Source organism: Rhodococcus sp. NPDC077669, assembly GCF_040686915.1.
Classification (GTDB): Bacteria; Actinomycetota; Actinomycetes; order Mycobacteriales; family Mycobacteriaceae; genus Rhodococcoides; species Rhodococcoides fascians.
Genome location: NZ_JBFBMD010000002.1, coordinates 27929 through 46881, shown reverse-complemented (window position 1 = coordinate 46881; position 18953 = coordinate 27929). Strand labels below are relative to the sequence as shown.

At 65.0% G+C, this 18953-nt stretch carries 19 protein-coding genes and 4 tRNA genes; 10 read left to right on the top strand and 13 right to left on the bottom strand.

From position 1 onward, the window contains the following. Positions 1 to 31 precede the first annotated feature (31 nt). From hemE to AB0P23_RS02710, 5 genes are read left to right on the top strand one after another with little or no spacing between them, the layout of a single operon-like run. Positions 32 to 1105 carry a uroporphyrinogen decarboxylase gene (hemE, locus tag AB0P23_RS02730; protein ID WP_032372794.1) on the top strand — a complete coding sequence of 358 codons (1074 nt, stop codon included), beginning with the start codon at positions 32 to 34 and terminating at the stop codon, positions 1103 to 1105. Beyond that, positions 1102 to 2457, top strand: coding sequence for a protoporphyrinogen oxidase (locus tag AB0P23_RS02725; RefSeq protein ID WP_032372517.1), 1356 nt, complete (start codon positions 1102 to 1104; stop codon positions 2455 to 2457). The genes hemE and AB0P23_RS02725 overlap by 4 nt, the downstream gene beginning before the upstream one ends. Positions 2458 to 2462: 5 nt before the next feature. Next, entirely contained in the window at positions 2463 to 3158 is a 696-nt protein-coding gene (gene hemQ, locus AB0P23_RS02720; protein ID WP_027496920.1) for a hydrogen peroxide-dependent heme synthase, read from the top strand. Then, on the top strand, positions 3155 to 3859 hold the full coding sequence (locus tag AB0P23_RS02715) for an HAD family hydrolase (protein WP_283348083.1): 705 nt from the start codon (positions 3155 to 3157) through the stop codon (positions 3857 to 3859). Before hemQ ends, AB0P23_RS02715 begins: the two co-directional genes overlap by 4 nt. Further along, positions 3856 to 6177, top strand: coding sequence for a molybdopterin-dependent oxidoreductase (locus tag AB0P23_RS02710; RefSeq protein WP_283541464.1), 2322 nt, complete (start codon positions 3856 to 3858; stop codon positions 6175 to 6177). The genes AB0P23_RS02715 and AB0P23_RS02710 overlap by 4 nt, the downstream gene beginning before the upstream one ends. On the opposite strand, the gene AB0P23_RS02705 is transcribed toward AB0P23_RS02710, so the two are convergent. From AB0P23_RS02705 to AB0P23_RS02680, 6 genes are all read right to left on the bottom strand, one after another. Next, positions 6155 to 6613: a MaoC family dehydratase gene (locus AB0P23_RS02705; RefSeq protein WP_027496923.1), complete on the bottom strand. Its 459-nt coding sequence runs from the start codon at positions 6611 to 6613 to the stop codon at positions 6155 to 6157. The two genes, AB0P23_RS02710 and AB0P23_RS02705, sit on opposite strands and share 23 nt — an antisense overlap. A gap of 88 nt (positions 6614 to 6701) precedes the next feature. Next, positions 6702 to 7514: a polysaccharide pyruvyl transferase family protein gene (locus AB0P23_RS02700; RefSeq protein WP_048318397.1), complete on the bottom strand. Its 813-nt coding sequence runs from the start codon at positions 7512 to 7514 to the stop codon at positions 6702 to 6704. A 125-nt stretch (positions 7515 to 7639) separates the two neighbouring features. Further along, on the bottom strand, positions 7640 to 8068 hold the full coding sequence (gene msrB, locus AB0P23_RS02695; protein ID WP_027496925.1) for a peptide-methionine (R)-S-oxide reductase MsrB: 429 nt from the start codon (positions 8066 to 8068) through the stop codon (positions 7640 to 7642). Between the two features lie 27 nt (positions 8069 to 8095). Beyond that, complete coding sequence (locus AB0P23_RS02690; protein ID WP_206497508.1) at positions 8096 to 9334, bottom strand: glycosyltransferase family 87 protein; 1239 nt, start codon at positions 9332 to 9334, stop codon at positions 8096 to 8098. Between the two features lie 86 nt (positions 9335 to 9420). Then, positions 9421 to 10995 (bottom strand): alpha/beta fold hydrolase, encoded by a 1575-nt coding sequence (locus AB0P23_RS02685; protein ID WP_206497509.1) that lies wholly within the window; start codon positions 10993 to 10995, stop codon positions 9421 to 9423. Positions 10996 to 11043: 48 nt separating this feature from the next. Next, positions 11044 to 11829: a pyrimidine reductase family protein gene (locus AB0P23_RS02680; RefSeq protein WP_206497510.1), complete on the bottom strand. Its 786-nt coding sequence runs from the start codon at positions 11827 to 11829 to the stop codon at positions 11044 to 11046. 34 nt (positions 11830 to 11863) lie between these two features. Between AB0P23_RS02680 and zapE the strand changes: the two genes are divergently transcribed. After that, positions 11864 to 12877 carry a cell division protein ZapE gene (gene zapE / locus AB0P23_RS02675; protein WP_027496929.1) on the top strand — a complete coding sequence of 338 codons (1014 nt, stop codon included), beginning with the start codon at positions 11864 to 11866 and terminating at the stop codon, positions 12875 to 12877. A gap of 21 nt (positions 12878 to 12898) precedes the next feature. On the opposite strand, the gene AB0P23_RS02670 is transcribed toward zapE, so the two are convergent. The 7 genes from AB0P23_RS02670 to AB0P23_RS02640 form a co-directional block, all read right to left on the bottom strand. Further along, complete coding sequence (locus tag AB0P23_RS02670) at positions 12899 to 13426, bottom strand: GNAT family N-acetyltransferase (protein ID WP_283348084.1); 528 nt, start codon at positions 13424 to 13426, stop codon at positions 12899 to 12901. Continuing rightward, complete coding sequence (locus AB0P23_RS02665; protein WP_241257585.1) at positions 13423 to 13875, bottom strand: hypothetical protein; 453 nt, start codon at positions 13873 to 13875, stop codon at positions 13423 to 13425. Before AB0P23_RS02665 ends, AB0P23_RS02670 begins: the two co-directional genes overlap by 4 nt. 17 nt (positions 13876 to 13892) lie before the next feature. Next, entirely contained in the window at positions 13893 to 14600 is a 708-nt protein-coding gene (locus AB0P23_RS02660; protein ID WP_032372509.1) for an alpha/beta family hydrolase, read from the bottom strand. Next, a complete protein-coding gene (locus AB0P23_RS02655) occupies positions 14593 to 14943 on the bottom strand; it encodes a hypothetical protein (protein WP_032370466.1) in 351 nt (116 codons plus the stop codon). The genes AB0P23_RS02660 and AB0P23_RS02655 overlap by 8 nt, the downstream gene beginning before the upstream one ends. A gap of 126 nt (positions 14944 to 15069) precedes the next feature. Then, positions 15070 to 15144: transfer RNA gene (locus tag AB0P23_RS02650), tRNA-Val, on the bottom strand. Between the two features lie 38 nt (positions 15145 to 15182). Further along, positions 15183 to 15253: transfer RNA gene (locus AB0P23_RS02645), tRNA-Cys, on the bottom strand. A gap of 17 nt (positions 15254 to 15270) precedes the next feature. Then, positions 15271 to 15342 (bottom strand) — tRNA-Gly (locus AB0P23_RS02640). A gap of 265 nt (positions 15343 to 15607) precedes the next feature. On the opposite strand from AB0P23_RS02640, the gene AB0P23_RS02635 reads away from it, so the two are divergent. From AB0P23_RS02635 to AB0P23_RS02620, 4 genes are all read left to right on the top strand, one after another. Beyond that, positions 15608 to 15679, top strand: a tRNA-Val gene (locus AB0P23_RS02635). A gap of 147 nt (positions 15680 to 15826) precedes the next feature. Beyond that, a complete protein-coding gene (locus tag AB0P23_RS02630; protein ID WP_094621941.1) occupies positions 15827 to 16219 on the top strand; it encodes a TIGR02611 family protein in 393 nt (130 codons plus the stop codon). Between the two features lie 101 nt (positions 16220 to 16320). Continuing rightward, a complete protein-coding gene (gene thrS, locus AB0P23_RS02625; RefSeq protein WP_032388436.1) occupies positions 16321 to 18381 on the top strand; it encodes a threonine--tRNA ligase in 2061 nt (686 codons plus the stop codon). Between the two features lies 1 nt (position 18382). Beyond that, complete coding sequence (locus tag AB0P23_RS02620) at positions 18383 to 18937, top strand: HIT domain-containing protein (RefSeq protein WP_032400793.1); 555 nt, start codon at positions 18383 to 18385, stop codon at positions 18935 to 18937. Positions 18938 to 18953: the final 16 nt, after the last annotated feature.

Sequence of the window (18953 nt, the reverse complement as noted above, 5' to 3'; positions counted from 1 at the left end):
GCGGTTGTCGCACGTGGCAGCATGGACGGTGATGAACGCCGAATCGCACACCGCAGCCCCCGCCCGACGAGAACTTCCGGAGGCGCCGTTTCTGGCCGCGATCGACGGTCGACCGACGTCGAGGCGGCCGGTGTGGTTCATGCGTCAGGCCGGCAGGTCCCTTCCGGAATACCGCAAGATCCGTGCAGGCATCGGGATGTTGGACTCGTGCTTCCGGCCCGATCTGGTCGCCGAGATCACCTTGCAGCCCGTACGTCGTCACGACGTCGACGCAGCGATCCTCTTCTCCGACATCGTGGTTCCGCTCAAAGCCGCGGGCATCGATCTCGACATCGTCGCCGGTACCGGACCGGTGGTTGCGCATCCGGTGCGTTCGGCTGCGGACGTCGCGGCTCTGCCCGTCCTCACTGCCGACCAGGTGCAGCCGGTGGCCGACGCCGTCCGCATTCTCACGCGTGAGCTGGAAAGCACTCCGCTGATCGGATTCGCCGGAGCACCCTTCACTCTTGCGTCCTACCTGGTCGAGGGTGGTCCGAGCCGCAATCACGAGAAGACCAAAGCACTGATGCGGTCCGATCCGGCCACGTGGCATGCCTTGCTCGACGCATTGGCCTCCACCACGATCACCTTTCTGCAGGCCCAGCTGGCTGCGGGCGTCGACGCCGTTCAGGTGTTCGACTCCTGGGCGGGTGCACTCTCGCTCGCCGATTACCGCGAGTACGTGTTGCCGCACTCGACGCGAGTGTTCGACGCCGTGTCCTCGGCCGGCGTCCCGAAGATCCACTTCGGGGTCGGCACCGGAGAACTGCTCGGTGCCATGGGCGAGGCCGGTGCCGACGTGGTCGGGGTCGACTGGCGGATTCCGCTCGACGACGCGGTGCACCGGGTGGGCCACGGCAAGGCCCTGCAAGGCAATCTCGATCCCGCAGTGCTGTTCGCGGGCTGGGACGCAGTCGAGGCCGAGGTCCGACGCATTGCCGCCGAGGCGGATCGTGCGATCGCGGCCGGTGCCCGCGGCCACGTGTTCAATCTCGGCCACGGCGTGCTTCCCGATACCGATCCCGACATCCTGACTCGGGTCGTCGCGTTGGTGCATTCGTTGTGACCGTCCGGCGTTACGCCGTCGTGGGCGGCGGAATTTCCGGCCTCATCGCGGCGTATCGCCTGCGGCAGGCGTGCGGGCCCGACGCTGAGATCACCGTGGTCGAGGCATCGTCCCGGGTGGGCGGCACCCTGCGCACCACCTCGGTCGGCGATCAGTCGCTCGATGTCGGTGCCGAGGCGTTCATCGGGCGCCGTCCGGAGGTGCCCGCCCTGCTTGCGGAACTGGGGCTCACCGATCAGCTGGTGCACCCGTCGACGGTGCGACCGCTCGTCTTCTCCGGTGGACGCACTCATCCACTTCCGGTGGGCACCCTCATGGGTATCCCGTCGTCGGCGGAGTCCGTCCGAGAGCTGGTCGATCCGTCCGAGCTGCACATCATCGACACCGAGACCGAGCGGCCGTTTCGATGGGTCCGGGGCTCCGATGCCAGCGTGGCCGATCTCGTGGGCACACGTTTCGGGAACCAGGTGGTGAGCCGTTCGGTCGATCCACTGCTCGGCGGGGTCTACTCCGGTTCGGCGAGCTCCATCGGTGTCCGTGCTGCGCTGCCGACGCTGGCCGCTGCGTTGGACAACGGCGCGGCGAACCTGACCGAGGCTGTGCTGAAGGCACTCCCGACTCCGTCCCCGGGGCCGGTGTTCGGTGGACTCCGGGACGGCTACGCGGTGCTGCTCGACGCCGTGGTTACAGCCACCGACGCTTGCGTTCTGCGCGAGACGAGCGTCGGCGAGATCCGCCGTGAGTCGGGCGGCTGGTTCGTCGATCGGGTGGGTGTGGTCGACGGGGTCGTGCTGGCGGTACCGGCACCGATACTGGCCGATCTCATCGCAGACCTCGCACCGGACGCGTCGCGCGCGGCCCGTGAGATCGAACTTGCGTCGTCGACGGTCGTGGCGATGGCGTTTCCGACGTCGACCGAGCTGCCGCAGAATTCGGGAATTCTGGTGGCGACGGACGCGGGGCTGGACGTGAAGGCGTTCACGCTGTCCAGTCGAAAGTGGCCGCACCTGGCCGAGCGTGACGCGGTACTGCTGCGAGCCTCGCTCGGGCGTTTCGGCGACGACACCGCCGCGCAGCGATCCGACGAGGACACGATCGACGTCGCGCTCGCCGACCTGGCCACGGTCGCGGGTATCGACACTCGGCCGTTGGCAGTGACCGTCCAGAGGTGGCCGGGCGGATTGCCGCAGTACGCTCCCGGACATCTCGACCGTGTCGCCGCCATCGAATCCGGAGTGTCCGAACTCGCCGGGCTCGCCGTGACCGGAGCGTGGCAGCGCGGCGTCGGGGTGCCGGCCTGTATTGCGTCCGCCACCACCGCTGCCGCCCGTCTGGTCGAGGTGGCACGATAGGGGCCATGGCACGCCTCGATTACTCAGCGCTCAATTCGACTCTTCGGTACTTGATGTTCTCGGTCTACAAGGTCACACCCGGGGTTCTGGGCGACGACCGCGCGGCCGCTGCGAAGGAAGCCCGGGCATTCTTCGAGGGCCGTGAGGACAAGGGTGTCGTCGTGCGCGGGGTCTACGACATCGCCGGCATGCGGGCCGACGCCGACTTCATGGTGTGGACGCACGCCGAGCGCATCGAGGATCTGCAGGCGACGTACTCCGACTTCCGGCGCACCACCGCGCTAGGCAAGGCGAGCACGCCGGTATGGAGCAACACCGCACTGCACCGCCCCGCCGAGTTCAACAAGAGCCACGTGCCTGCGTTCATCGCGGGCGAGGATCCGGGCGCGTACATCTGCGTGTACCCGTTCGTCCGCTCGATCGACTGGTACCTGCTGCCCGACGAGGAACGTCGGACGATGCTCGCCGATCACGGGAAGGCAGCACGCGACTACAAGGACGTGCGCGCCAACACCGTCCCCTCGTTCGCGCTCGGTGACTACGAGTGGATCCTGGCTTTCGAGGCCCCGGAGCTCGACCGCATCGTGGACCTGATGCGCGATCTGCGGGCCACCGAGGCACGCCGACACGTGCGCGAGGAGACGCCGTTCTTCACCGGCCCTCGGGTCGAGGTGGACGCGCTCGTCGAATCACTACCGTGACGGGGACGGACACGCCCATCGTCGACGCCGTTCTCTTCGACTTCTCCGGCACACTCTTCCGACTGGAAGAGGAGCCGTCGTGGTTCGACGGTGTGCACGATGCCGACGGCGTTCCGGTCGACGGAGCCGGAGCCGCCGAGCTCATGCGACGCATGACCGCTCCGGTCGGCGAGACCGTCGAGTTCGACGACGCCACTCGGCACGCATGGCGTCATCGCGATCTGGATCCGGCCCTGCATCGGCAGGCGTATCTGCACGTTCTGGCGCAGTCCGGCATCACCGCCGAGGCACAGGCCGAATCGGTGTACGGACGAGTCATCGACGCCGACTCCTGGACGCCCTATCCCGACACGGAAGCGGCACTGTCGACATTGGCGGGACGGTCGATTCGCGTCGGGGTGCTGAGCAACATTGCCTTCGACATCCGTCCTGCGTTCACTGCTCGGGGCCTGGACCGGTACGTCGACGAATTCGTGCTCTCGTTCGAGGTAGGTCACGTCAAACCGCAACCGGAGATCTTCCGACATGCGGTGGCCGCTCTCGGCGTCGAGCCCGCGCGGACGCTGATGGTGGGCGACAGTGCCGAGGCCGACGGCGCGGCACAGGAGATCGGGTGCAGTTTCGCACTCGTCGATCCGGTGTCGACGGCCGAGCGTCCCGACGCACTGCTGGCAGCGTTGAGCGCGTTCGGGATTCGATGACCGGAGTGACCGCCGTCCAGCACATGGGCCACTGGGGGATGTTCCGCGCCGACTCGGACGGACGTGACGTCACCGCGATTCATCCTCAGGTGACGGACAGCAATCCTTCCCCGGTGCTGGGCAACCTCGTCGGTTCGGTGACCCATCGATCCCGAGTCACCTCGCCTGCGGTACGCCGGGGCTGGCTCGAGAACGGTCCCGGCCCCACCGACAGGCGCGGTAGCGAGGAGTTCGTCGACGTCTCGTGGGACGAGCTCACCGACCTGTTGTCGCGCGAGTTGCGCCGCGTGGTGGACACATTCGGCAACAACGCCATCTACGGCGGGTCGTACGGTTGGGCCAGTGCCGGCCGCTTTCATCATGCGCAGAGTCAGGTACACCGCTTCCTGAACTGCATCGGCGGCTACACGCGATCCGTGCACAGCTATTCGCTCGGTGCGACCGGCGTCATCATGCCGCACGTGCTCGGCGCGCACTGGAAGATGTTCTCGCGCTCCACATCCTGGTCCGTGATCGCCGAACACACCGAACTGCTGGTGGCGTTCGGCGGAGTCCCGGTGAAGAACACCGGCATCAACCACGGTGGTACGTCGGATCATCCGACCGTCGGTTCGCTCGACGCGATGCGCGCCCGCGGCGGGCAGATCGTCACCGTCGGTCCATTGCGCAACGACATGTCGGGCGAGGCGCGGTGGATCGCCCCACGCCCCGGAACCGACGTGGCGATGATGCTGGCTCTGGCATACGTCCTGGCCGACGAAAAACTGCACGACACAGCGTTTCTGGAGAAATACTGCGAGGGTTACCCCGAGTTCGAGCGCTACCTTCTCGGTGTCTCGGACGGCACTCCCAAGACCCCGCAGTGGGCGTCGGACATCTGCGGCATCGAAGCCACGATCATCGCGGACCTCGCCCGAGAGATGGCGTCGAAACGCACGATGGTCACCGTCACGTGGTCCCTGCAACGTACGCAGCACGGTGAACAGGCTCCGTGGATGGGCATCACGTTGGCAGCGATGTTGGGCGAAATCGGCGTGCCCGGTGGGGGATTCGGACACGGATACGGCTCGATGAACGAGCCCGGCCTCGCTCCTGTGCCCTATCCGTTGCCGACACTGCCGCAGGGAATCAATCCGGTGGCCGATCTGATTCCGGTTGCAGCTGTCTCGGACATGCTGCTCAACCCCGGGTACGAATTCGACTACGACGGCCGACGTTTGGTCTATCCCGACATCAAAGTGGTCTATTGGGCGGGCGGCAACCCGTTTCATCACCACCAGGATCTGGGACGATTGCGCCGGGCACTCGGCAGGCCCGATACCGTCGTCGTCCACGATCCCTACTGGACGCCGATGGCCAAGCACGCAGATGTCGTCGTCCCGTCGACCACATCGCTGGAACGGTCGGATCTGAGCTGCACACGCAACGATCCACTGCTCGTGGCCATGGCGCCGGCTGCCGAGCGATTCGCCGATTCACGCGACGATTACGACACTTTCGCGGAACTCGCTACGAAACTCGGTGTGGGGCAGCAGTTCACCGAGGGGCGCACGTCACAGCAATGGCTCGAGCACATGTACGGGCAGTGGCGCGAGTACTTGCGGGCCGACGGCGTGCAGACCCCGGAATTCGAAGACTTCACGCGTGAGGGCTCGTTCCGGATGAAGACCGAGGACGAGTTGACGTTCCTGGAGGATTTTCGCCAGGACCCGATCGGCAACGCGCTGCGGACACCGAGCGGCAAGATCGAGATATTCTCGGCGACGGTCGCGGGGTTCGATTACGAGGATTGCCGCGGGCACCCGATGTGGTTCGAGCCGCAGGAATGGCTCGGCGGGGCGCGGGCCGAGCAGTTTCCTCTGCACTTGATCGCCAACCAGCCGCGCACCAGGCTGCACAGTCAGCTCGATCACGGTGCGGTGAGCCGACATTCGAAGATTCAGGGCCGAGAGCCGATACGAATGCACCCGTCAGCGGCAGCGGCCAGGGGAGTGTCGGACGGTGACGTCGTGCGGGTGTTCAACGACCGCGGTTCGTGCCTGGCCGGTGTGGTCGTCGACGAGGGGATGCTGGAGTCGGTGGTGCAGTTGTCGACCGGTGCCTGGTACGACCCGTTGGACCGGGCCGACCCAGGGTCGATGTGCGTGCACGGCAGCGTGAACGTTCTCACCGCCGACGTCGGGTCGTCGTCGCTCTCGCGGGGGTGCACCGGGCAACACGTGCTGGTGGAGATCGAACGCTACGACGCGCCGCTGCCGCCGATCACTGCGTTCGATCCACCTAAGCGGACGAAGGTCAGAACACTACCCGCGAGATGATTTCGGCAACCAAGGCCGGCTTGTCCTCGCCTTCGATCTCGAGCGTTGCGGTCGTCACGATCTGCAGCGCTCCGCCCGACGCGTCCTCGACAGAGGTGAGGGTGGTCCGCAACCGGACATGGGATCCGACCTTGACCGGGTTGATGAAGCGAACTTTGTTGGAGCCGTAGTTGATTCCGAGTTTGGTGTTCTCGATGGTGTAGATCTGCCAGTTGAGCATCGACACCAGGGACAGGCTCAGGAATCCGTGGGCGATCGGCGCGCCGAACGGGCTTTCTTTCTTCGCTCGTTCGACGTCGACGTGGATCCACTGGTGGTCGCCGGTGGCGTCGGCGAAGGTGTTCACCCGTTCCTGGGTGATCTGGAGCCAGTCGCTGGTTCCCAGTTCTTCGCCGACGGCCGCCTTGATCTGCTCTGGTGAGGTGAAAGTGCGCATGCTCACAGTATGCACCGTCGTAATAGGGCGCTCGAAAGCGATCGTGTGGGAGCGAACGATGACCGGCTCGAGTGTCGGCCTGTCGAATTCAGGCTGTGTAGGGCGGAGCGAACGGAAAGGCTCCGATCAGATTGTCCTGAATTTCTTTCAGATTCGGGACCGGCCGATATTCGTGCTGTAGCTGCGCGATTCGATCGTGATCTCGCGCAAGGTCCGATGAATGCTGGACAGCTTCTCGGTCGAAAGCAGAGTAATAATCGTCGAATTTGTATCCGTTGCCGCCTATGTCTTGCGGCAGCTTTATCCACGCGTTGGGGATGCCGTACGAGTCAGCGACGATCAAGCCGTGCAGACTCGTCGACATCACGAAGTCACATGCAGTGATGTCGGCGATGACCTTGGCCGGCTTTCTGGACGGGTCGATCAACGTGACGCTCTTGTCTCGCGCAAGCGAGCGCACTACGGGATCCTTCTTGTGCACCCAGTGGTAGACGAGGCCGATCCGGCCGGGTACCCGTGGGGAGCGTGCATAGACTTTGTTCGCCAGCAGCCCGGGGTCCCCGACCGCGACCTCGCGCTCGGACTTGATGCGTCCCAGCGACAGATGTCCGCGAACCGCGTAGAAGTCGAAATCGGGGTAGCTGAAGTCTCGTTCGTGGGCGGCGTCACTGAGCATGAAACCCGAGCCCCAGACCTTGAGACCCTTCCGGGCCTGCATGAGCTGGACCATTTCCAGGGTGGAACCTGCCCCGATCATGTCGCAGCGCTTCGCGCGACGCCAGGAACACTTCTGCCCGAACAATGTTCCGACCAGTCCCGGCGTCAATTCGTCACCGAAATTGGGTGTGACGCCGGTGATTTTCACCTGGCGCCACCAGAAGGTCTTGATCGACGTGGCCACAACCCCAAAGCTACCCTAACGATCGGGTCAAGCAGAGGTAATCTCCGGAGTTCGCGGCTCGGTTTCGACGCATCCTCAGCGCAGGTTCGCCGAGTGCGCGGCGATCCCCGGGATGTCCGGACCGATCAGGATGCAGGCTTGAGCACCAGAGAAATCGAGTTGATGCAGTACCGCTGGTCGGTCGGGGTGGGGTAGCCCTCGCCCTCGAAGACGTGGCCGAGGTGGCTGTGGCAGTTGCGGCAGACGACCTCGACGCGGCGCATACCGAGCGTGGTGTCCTCTTTCAGGATGACGGCGTCGCTGTCGGCCGGGTCGAAGAACGACGGCCAGCCGCAATGCGATTCGAACTTCTCGGTGCTGCGGAACAGTTCGGCTCCGCAGGCGCGGCACTCGTAGATGCCTTCGGTGGTGGTGTCGGTGTATTCGCCGACGCCCGGGCGCTCGGTACCGGCCTGACGCAGAACCGCGTACTCCTCGGGTGTCAGCTTCTCCCGCCACTGCGCGTCGGTGAGCTGGACGGCCGGAGCGGCATTGTTGTCTGTTGCTGAACTCATGCTGACACGCTAATACGATTTGCCGGGTTATGCCGTTTTCGCTGGTGACGCGGTCGGTAACAGGTAGCTGGGCTCGATTCCCTCGTCGAGCCGTCCCTCTGTTCTCGCGGCGAACCAGCGTCCGACGAGCACTCCGAAGATCACGACGATCAGCAGCGCCCAACCGAAGGTGGTGCGGAGATAGTCGAGGGCCCGTCCGGTTTCGATCCACCGTCCGGACAACCAACGATCGGCGTTCATGAACCCGTAGATCGCGAGCCAGGCCGGCCAGTTCCGGAGTAGCGAGTTCCTGAGCACGACCGTCATGAGCAACGGGAACAGCATCATCGAGTAGTACATCTGGCCCAGTGAGCCCAGCAGCCAGTGCGCGGTGAGGATCAGGCCGGAGGTGGTGGCGAAGAAGAACAGTCGATCTTCTCGGCAGTACCGGTAGAGCAACCACAGCGAGACCAACACCATGATGCCCAGGACGGCGCGGATGCCGAGGGTCATGAACTCGGGCACTCCGTAGTAACGGCCGTTGCCGACGACAGCGCTGTTGAAGTAGTCACGCGTCTGCAGCAGGTACGGCAGCGTCCGATCGATGAAATTCATGGGATCGACGGACAACGGCCAGGCGATGGCCATCATCACCACCGGGATGGCGATCGAGGTGATGAACACCTTCCACTGTCTCGTCATCAGGGGGAGCAGCAGCAGTGGTGCGAGCATCGGTTTGATCGCCAGGGTCAAGCCCATCGCGACACCGGCGGACAAATCCTTGCGCTGCAACAGGAATCCGAGAAACGCCACTTCGCCGAGGAGTACGAAACCGTTGAAGTTGGTGAACACCAGTGTGTTCGTCACCGTCTCGCTGACGAAGGCAGCCAGGAGCAGGGCGGGTGCAGCCACCGAGTCCAACCGGAAGCCGAAGATGCGCAGCAGGATGTACAGCGCGACGAGGATGGCCACGGTGCTGGCAAGGATGAACAGCCAGCGAGAGCGCTCCGGGTCGATGATGGCGATGGGGGAGAGCAGCATCGTCGCGCTCGGCTGGTACAGGTAATGAGGATCGACCGAATCGAAGTTCGCGGTGTACACCGGCTGCCGGTTGAGGAACGCGAGAGCTGCGTTGTACACCGGGTTGAAGTCGTTGGTGACATCGCCGTTGACCGCCCTGATCACCACCCGATGCACGACGGTCATGATGGCGATCGGCCAGAGCGCGTACTTGATTACTTCGGCGGTGGTCCGCCCGGTACGCGGCTCCAGAAAGCTAAGTGACACCCGCGAACGGTACCCGAGACGGTCGGTGCGGCCGTTCAGGACACCCCGCGGGGCCCGTGTCTTTCGCGACCCTCCGAGGAGTCGAGTCAGGCCGGACAGACGGTGCCGTCGGTCGGAAGCGTCGTGTCTCGGGCGTAGGTGACAGCAGCACTCTGCAGGCACTGCGACCCGCCGATGCTCGGATGCCCGCTGCCCTGCCAGGCGGCCGACGCGACGGCGGCACCCGTCGCACCGATCAGGCCGGTGACCGAGGACAGGCCGCCGTTGCCGACGATCGGGTCGCCGGCGTTGGACAGCACCAGGACCGGAACGTCCAGCGAGGTGGGCAGTGGGACGGAGGGAGCTGTCGGCCAGGACGAGCACAGCAATGCCGTCAGGGCAGCGTCGGTTCCGTAGATCGGGTAGCGGTCGGCCCACCCCGGTGCCAGGTCGCGGACGCCCTGCGGAGAGGGCCACTGCTGCCCGTCCGTGCAGCGGGCGACGAACTGGCCGTCGGTGCTGTACGCCGCCCGGCCTCGTTCGGCGAGCGCTGCGAGCGCAGTCGTGTCGGAGGCGGCGGCAGCGGAGAGCGTCGAGGACAGATCTCTCGCCCGCGTCGACGCGTCTCCCGCGGTCGAGGCCAAGGCAAAGGTGATCGCGTCGAGAATTTCGTGTGTGGACAGCGGTGCGAACTCGCCGCCGGCGGCGCGCTTCATCAACTCTGCCACTGCGGCCGTCGGGTCACTTCCGAGCGAGCAGTTCAGCGCGACGCAACGCTGTGCGAAGGCAGCGAACGCCGCTTCCTTGCCCTGAGTTCGCTGCTCGGCGAGCGTTGCTTGGTCGGCGTTGACGCCCGTCGGCGAATCGAGGATCAGACGCGCGACGTTGTCGGGAAACTTCGCGGCGTAGGCCATGGCGGTGAGAGAACCGTTTCCCGCTCCGATCAGGCCGATCCGGTCCACGCCCCACAGCTGTCGAAGCCGATCGAGATCGTCCGCGGCGTACCCGGTGCCGAAGGCGAGTTCCTGCGGCTGCAGGGTGTCGGTGCATTCGATGGTGGCGTCTCGTCCGGCGTCGACCGCGCGGTCGACGGAGTCCGAGTCGGATCTGGAGAACTGTCCCAGGGCATCGACGGCAGCCTTGGTAGGCGCCTGGGGGGTGTCGTCGATGCAGTCCACGGCCGTCGAGCGTCCGATGCCGCGGCGATCCACGGCAACGATCGGATGTGCCTCGAGCAGCGTGGCGAGTGGGCCGGCGGCCATCGTGGCCAAGGTTGCGATCGACGAACGATCCGAACCGGACGTGAACACCAGGGGCCCGGCATCGACGGGTGTCCGGTCGAGTTTGGCCCGAAGCGCCCCGACGGCGAAGGTGCCGAACATCTGACCGCTGGCGTCGACATCGGCCTCGTACTCACCGCATTCGAGTGTCAGGCCCGGCGTGGTGGCGGTGAGCCCGAACATTCCGAGGGTGGCCGAGGTGCACTCGGACCAATCGAGGTCGGTGGTCGGAACAGCGAGTGCAGCCGGTTCGGGCGGGGTTTCTGGCGACGACTCGGCGGGCTGACCGGGCGAGCGCTGCTCCACCGCCACTTCGGGACGGATCGACGGGCCGCCTCCACAGGCCGCGCAGACCGTGGCGACGAGGAGTACTGCGGCGAGCAACGAACGTTTCTGCGTCACGGTGCGAGGCTATCTACTTTTGCTTCGCTGCCGCGCCCGCGTCTCTCGTCACGGCCGCACCCAGCGGGTCAACAGCGTGCCGTCGGTGTCGCCGAGCACGAGTGCGCGCTGCATGGAGGTATCGGCGGCGTGTGCGGCATGGGCGATGCGGCCGGCAGGCCCACTGATCAGCTTCGGTGAGATCGTCAGGCACACGTCGTCCGCTGCCCCGTCGGTCACCAGCTGACCGAACAGTCCTGGTCCGCCCTCGCACAGCACTCGACCGAACCCGAGCTGGGACAGAGACTCGACAATGTCGGTGGTCGACACCGATTCGCCGGACACCTCGAGCACCGTCGCCCCGGCCGTCCGGAGTTCGCCTACCGCAGAGCGGTCCGCCGCGGCGGACGTGAGCACCACCGGCATCACCGCTGTGTCCGTCAGTAGGCGAGACCGCGCATCGATGGAGCCGGAGGCGGTGACGACCACGATGGTCGGCACCGATTCCTGACCGTTCGCCTGCCGGCGAGAGATGACATCGGGAGACAGGGCGACCCCGCCGTAGTTCTCTCCGCGCACGGTGCCGGCACCGACGAGCACCGCATCGCACAGCTCACGCAGGATGCCGAACAACCGGGTGTCTGCCGGGGTGCCCAATCCGGCCGAGGCACCGTCGGAGGTGACGGACCCGTCGATACTGGATACGAAATTGGTACGGATCCACGGTCGGCCCACATCGGTCGGGTAGGCATACAGCGATCGCAGACCGTCGTCGTCCACTTCCGTTCCGATGGCGGGGAGCGCTGCGGCGGCCTGCTCCGATGTGAAGTAGGTCCCAATATCGAGAAGCTGCATGAGTCACATGAGACCACGTCGTTACGCTCGATCAATGCCCGCACGCCTTGTCGACCGAAATCCCGTGGTCCCCTCCGATCAGCTGATCGCGCAGATGGTTCCGCCGGCGATGTTCGACGACGTCAGCTTCTCCTCGTACATTCCCGATCCCAAGGAGCCGACGCAGGCCGCTGCAGTCGCGAAAGCCGAGGAATTCGCGAACAAGGTGCAGAAGATTCGCGGCAAGGGCAAGCGCGGACTGTTCGGTAAGAAGACCCCGGCCACCGGTGCGGGGCTCTACCTCGACGGCGGCTTCGGCGTCGGTAAGACCCACTTGCTGGCCTCGATCTATCACAGCGTCCCCGAACCGAAGGCGTTCGGCACGTTCGTGGAGTTGACGCACGTCGTCGGTGCATTGGGCTTCAACAAGGCTCTCGAAGAGCTCTCGAACCACAGTGTTCTGTGCATCGACGAGTTCGAGCTCGACGATCCGGGCGACACGATGTTGGTCTCGCGACTGCTGTCGGAGCTCTCGCAGCGCGGCGTGTCCATCGTGGCGACATCGAACACCCTGCCCGGCCAGCTCGGCGAAGGCCGCTTCGCAGCCGAGGACTTCCTGCGGGAGATCAAGAAGCTCGGTTCGATCTTCGAGTCCGTCCGCGTCGACGGTCCCGATTACCGGCACCGCGATCTGCCGCCGGCCCCGGAGCCGACGTCGGAGGGCGAGCTCATCGAGCGTGCCGACGGTATCGAGGGCGCGACCTTGGACGACTTCGACGACCTGCTGGCGCACCTGAGCACGCTGCACCCGTCGCGCTACGGCAAATTGTTGGACGGTATTCCCGCGGTGTTCCTGAAGAACGTGCACCCGGCTTCCGATCAGGCAATTGCGTTGCGACTGGTCGTCCTCGCCGACCGCCTGTACGACGCGGGTATTCCGGTGACGGCCTCGGGTGGAAAGCTCGACGAGATCTTCACCGAGGAGATGCTCGCGGGTGGTTACCGGAAGAAGTACCTCCGTGCGACGTCCCGTCTGCTCGCACTGTCTCGTTTCGCTGCCGTCGGCTGACCTGCCTCGGTCGAGGCAGGCTCAGAGCTGCACCTGCATGACGTAGTCGTCGTGCGTCCGGTCGCCGACGACGAACGTCTTGGTGCCGGCTGTCTCGAATCCGTGCTTGGCGTAGAACTTCTGGGCGCGGACGTTCTGTTGGTTGACGCCCAGCCACGCCCCTCGGCAGCCATGCCGACGAGCACTGTCCAGCGCCGACGTCATCAGGCGCGCTGCGACTCCGCCGCCGTGTTCGGTGGGTCGGACGTACAGCTTGCTGATCTCTACCGTCGGCTCGTGGGACAGCACCGAGCGGATGCCGGAGTCGGTGGGAGTGCCGAACACCAGCATCGCGTATCCGAGTACCTGTGCCTCGGCCGACTCGTCGAGCAGTACGGTCCTGTTCGGGTCGACGATGTACGCCTCGAAGTGCTTGCCCGACAACACGTTCGAGACGAAAGTCTCGATATCATCGGGTTGCGTTCCCGGTGGGCAGGCCAAGGGGAAGGTCAGTGCGGCCAGCTCGGCGACTCGGTGCGCATCCGCCGGGCCCGCCTCACGAACGCTCACAGCTGATCGACGGCATTCTTCGCGTCCCGCAACGACAGTCCTGTTCGATCGCGCAGCAGCTTGATCGCCGCAATCGCTTTGCCTTCCGATTTGAGTGCCGTCAATCGGGGGAGGAGGTCGTCCCATCGCACGGGACCCGAACTCGCTGCATCGAGAATGGTCGACGGGGGAGGAAACGGTGCTCCGCGTTGCATCGTCTCGATTGCGTTCTTGGCATCGAGCAATCCGGCACCGGTTCGATCACGGAAGACCTTGATGGCCTGAATCTTCTTGTCCGCGGCCAACAATCGGTGAATGTCTGCCCGCGCACCGTCGTCCAGTCCTACCAGCTTCAGGCTCTGGGACGTGGCGCGCGATCTGTCCGGCTTTCGACGCGCGAGGAACCAGGCCGCGAGCACCGCGGTATCGACGAGGACCAGCGCAACGATGAACCATCCCCAGGTCGGCATAACGTCAGTACACCACTTCAGCGTGACGGGTCGAAGAGCGGGACGACGCCCGGCCGATCGGCGGGCGGCGATTCGAACAGTGAGACAGCAGCATCGAGAGTCCGCTGCGCTGCGTCGTACTTCGCCGGTGCGAGATCGTGGCCCGCGCCGTCGATGTCGATCAGCAGTGTGGGAGCGGGAACCAGAGCGAACGCCGCCCCGAGTTCCTCGGTGGTAGCGAACGGATCCCTGGTGCCGTGCAGCACAACAGTGGGGGTACGTAGGTCGGGCAGATGGTGGGTCCGAAGCTTGTCGGGCTTGCCCGGTGGGTGCAGGGGATAGGACGTCAGCACCAGACCGTCCACGAGACCCGGCTGCTCCGACGCGATCATCGATCCCTGCCTGCCGCCGTACGAATGCCCGCCGAACACGACGAACCCGTCGGTTTCGGCACGCAGTCGATCGACGGCCGCGGCGATCCCCATCCGGTCCTCCTCGGAACGGGAGGGATGCGGAGGACCCTTGGCCTTGCGGACTCGGAACGGAAGGTCGAACCGCAACACCGTGAAGCCGGCCGCCGCCCACACCGACGCAATGTTCTGTAGGAGCACCGACCCGCAGTTGCCGCCCGCACCGTGAGTGAGAGCGAGCCCTCCGCGCGACGGGATCGGCGGCGTGTGAAGAAACGCGACGCCCCCGCCGAGTTCGATGTCGGCGGGGGCGTCGGGAACGTCGTGTTCAGCCATCGGTCGAGGACGTTACCTTTTCGTCGCTGCCGGCGTGATCGGTGTCCGTGCTGTCTGTTTCGGAGCTGTCGGATGCATCCTGATCGTCGGCATCCACCATCTCACCGTTGTCGTCGACCATGTCGGCAAAGGCTGTACCCGCGACGGTGCCGTTGGTTCCGGGGAGAGCCACAGTGGGCCGAGCGCCGGGTCGGTATCGGTCATCGAGTCCCTCGACCGATTTCTTCGCTTCTTCGAGTGTGGCGTCGTCGACCTGAGGCTCTTCGCTGTCGGTCGCGTTACCGGGGCCGGCCGTGTCGGTGGGTGTTTCGTCCGTGGGTGCACTGCGAGCATCGTCCGACACGTGAGTGTCCTTCCATCGAAGTGTGTGCGTCGTCTCCACTGTGCACTTCTATGGCGTGAATCACCACCGAGACTGGGTAAGACACAAAAAAGGACCCCCTCGAAAGGGGGTCCTTTGTTCTCACTGTGGTGCGCGATACTGGGATTGAACCAGTGACCTCTTCCGTGTCAGGGAAGCGCTCTCCCGCTGAGCTAATCGCGCATGTCCTCGCATCGGCCTTCGCAACCGATGCACTAGCGAGGTGGAGACGGGAATCGAACCCGTGTGCACGGCTTTGCAGGCCGTTGCCTCACCACTCGGCCACTCCACCATGGGTCGAGACCCTCGAGCGGATGACGGGATTCGAACCCGCGACCCTCACCTTGGCAAGGTGATGCGCTACCACTGCGCCACATCCGCATACCCCGGAGGCAATCACTGCTGGGCAGTTGCTGTCTCCGTGGTGCGGGGAAAACATTAACCCAACGGGAGTGAAACTCACAAATCTCGTGGTCAGCCCCAGAATTCGGGTCTCTGGCGGCTGTGAACCGTGTGAAAGATGGGGTCGGACCGGGTCCGGGGGAGCGAGCTCTGCGCTCGACACGGGCGTCGAATGCGACATGGACGAGCCGGAGCAGGCGATTCGATCCACTGCGACACCTCGTGTTAATGTTTTGCCTCGTTCGGTCCCGTGGCTCAGTGGAAGAGCGTCCGCTTCACACGCGGAAGGTCGCTGGTTCGATCCCAGCCGGGACCACAGACGAAGAAAGCCCGCACCGCTTGTCGGTGCGGGCTTTTTCGTGTTCCGTCCCGGTAATCTGACCCGGTGAGCACCGACGGATCCACGTCCCGCGAGGCGGACGGCAAGACCAGCACAGCGGACTCGAGTGGTCCGGCAGAACAGCTGGCGAAGAAGCATCGACGGTTTCGGTCTCGCATCGCCGAGAACAAGTCGCTCGATCTCGCCTACCGGATCACTGTCGGTGTCGTCGGAGCTCTGGTGTTGGCGTTGGGTGTGCTGGCCATTCCGTACCCCGGCCCCGGCTGGCTGATCGTGTTCGCAGGACTGGGCATCCTGGCCTCGGAGTTCGAGTGGGCCAAGGGCGCGCTGCGCTTCGTCCGCAAGAGGTACGACGCGTTCATGGCCTGGTTCTCGAAGCAGTCGATCGTCGTCAAGGGACTCGGCGTGTTGTTCACGACGGTCGTCGTGCTCGCAACACTGTGGCTTCTGGGCACTTTCGCGCTGGTCGGAGGTTGGTTCGGCCTCGACTGGACCTGGCTCGAGAGTCCCTTGTGACGCACGCGCCGCGCTGAGGGTCGCGCGGTGGCCCGTTGCCGATAGGCTGTCGGAGGCCTTCCTGGCCAGATGAACCGATCGAGGAGTACATCGCTGTGAGCATGCCCGTTGTCGCCGCCGTCTCGCCCGCCCGCATCTCGGTGCAGGCAGGAACGACCGCAGGTACGGCGCTACGCGACACCGGCCTGCCGAACAAGGGTCCCGACGCGATCGTCGTCGTGCGAGATCCGGAGGGCAAGCTCCGTGACCTGTCGTGGGCTCCAGACTCCGATACCGAGGTCGAGCCGGTCCCGGCGAACACCGAGGACGGGCGAAGCGTCATCAGGCACTCGGCTGCGCACGTTCTCGCTCAGGCCGTCCAGGAACTCTTCCCCGATGCCAAGCTGGGCATCGGCCCGTTCATCAAGGACGGCTTCTACTACGACTTCGACGTGAAGCAGCCGTTCACCCCAGAGGATCTGACTGCGCTCGAGAAGAAGATGAAGCAGATCGTCAAGGCCGGGCAGCGGTTCTCGCGTCGGGTGTACGAATCGGTCGATCAGGCCCGTGAAGAGTTGGCGAACGAGCCCTACAAACTCGAACTGATCGACGACAAGTCCGGGATCGACGATCCCGAGGTCATGGAAGTCGGCGGGGGAGAGCTCACCGCGTACGACAACCTCAATCCTCGTACCGGTGAACGCATCTGGGGCGATCTGTGCCGCGGCCCGCACATCCCCACCACCAAGTACGTGCCGGCGTTCAAGCTCACCCGCAGCTCGGCTGCGTACTGGCGCGGCAATCAGGACAACGCCGATCTGCAACGCATCTACGGCACCGCGTGGGAGTCCACCGAGGCGCTCGATGCGCATCTCGAGTTGCTCGCCGAAGCCGAACGTCGTGATCACCGCAAGCTCGGTTCCGAGTTGGACCTGTTCAGCTTTCCCGACGAACTGGGTTCCGGTCTTCCGGTGTTCCACCCCAAGGGCGGCGTGATCCGCAACGAACTCGAGAACTACTCACGTCAGCGCCACATCGAAGAGGGCTACGAGTTCGTCAACACCCCGCACATCACCAAGGGCCATCTGTACGAGGTGTCCGGTCACCTCGATTGGTACCGGGACGGCATGTTCCCGGCGATGCACCTGGATGCCGAACTCGACGAGAACGGCGACGTGCGCAAGCCCGGCCAGGATTACTACCTCAAGCCGATGAACTGCCCGATGCACAATCTGATCTTCCGCTCCCGCGGCCGCTCGTACCGTGAACTGCCGCTGCGCTTGTTCGAGTTCGGCTCGGTTTATCGCTACGAGAAGTCCGGCGTCATCCACGGTCTGACCCGAGTGCGCGGCATGACCCAGGACGACGCGCACATCTTCTGCACTCGCGAACAGATGCGCGGCGAGCTCACCAGCACCCTCGAATTCGTTCTCGGGCTGCTCAAGGACTACGGACTCGACGACTTCTACCTCGAACTGTCGACTCGTAATCCGGAGAAGTCCGTCGGCAGCGACGAGGTCTGGGAAGAGGCCACCAACACCCTCGCCGAGGTGGCCGCGGCGTCGGGTCTCGATCTGGTGCCCGACCCGGGCGGTGCCGCGTTCTACGGTCCGAAGATCTCGGTGCAGGCGAAGGATGCGCTCGGCCGCACCTGGCAGATGTCGACCATTCAGCTCGACTTCAACCTGCCCGAGCGTTTCGAGCTCGAGTACACCGGTTCCGGCGGTACCAAGGAGCGCCCGGTGATGATTCACCGTGCCCTGTTCGGATCCATCGAGCGGTTCTTCGGTGTGCTGACCGAGCACTACGCCGGTGCTTTCCCGGCCTGGCTGGCGCCCGTACAGGTCGTCGGAATTCCGGTGGCCGAGGTGCATCAGGACCACCTCTTCGCGGTGGTGAAGGAGTTGAAGAAGCGCGGAGTCAGGGCCGAGGTCGATGCGAGCGACGACCGGATGCAGAAGAAGATCTTCAATCAGACAGCGCAGAAGGTCCCGTTCATGCTGCTGGCCGGCGAGCGCGACGTCGAAGCAGGTGCCGTCAGCTTCCGATTCCGGGACGGCACTCAGGTCAACGGGGTTCCGGTGGCGGAGGCCGTGACCGTGATCACCGAGTGGATCGCCGCACGCAACAACGCATCACCGACCGCCGAACTCGTGCAGACCAGTACCGCCGGAGTGAGCTGACATGGAAGAACACGACGAGTCGATCGTCGCCACCGGTGCCGGTGAACCGGATCGGCTGCAGCGATTGTGGACCCCGCATCGGATGTCGTACATCGCCGAGGCCCCACAGGGTTCGGCGCAGGGTTCGGCGAAGTCGACCGAGCCGTTCTCCGACATCCCGAAGATGACGGACGAGGACGGACTGGTCGTCGCGCGCGGCGAATCGGTGTATGCCGTGCTCAATCTGTACCCGTACAATCCCGGCCACACGATGATCGTGCCGTACCGACGCGTCGCGGCGCTCGAGGATCTCACCCCCGCCGAGAGTTCGGAGCTGATGGCGTTCACGCAGAAGATGATTCGCGTGATCAAGCGAGTGTCGAGCCCGCACGGTTTCAATGTCGGCCTCAACCTCGGGGCGGCTGCAGGCGGTTCGCTGGCCGAGCACCTGCACCAGCACATCGTGCCGCGGTGGGGTGGTGACGCCAACTTCATCACGGTAATCGGCGGCGCCAAGGTGATGCCGCAACTGCTCCGCGACACTCGGGCCCTGCTTGCCTCGGCCTGGAACGAATGAATCACCGGCACGGGGA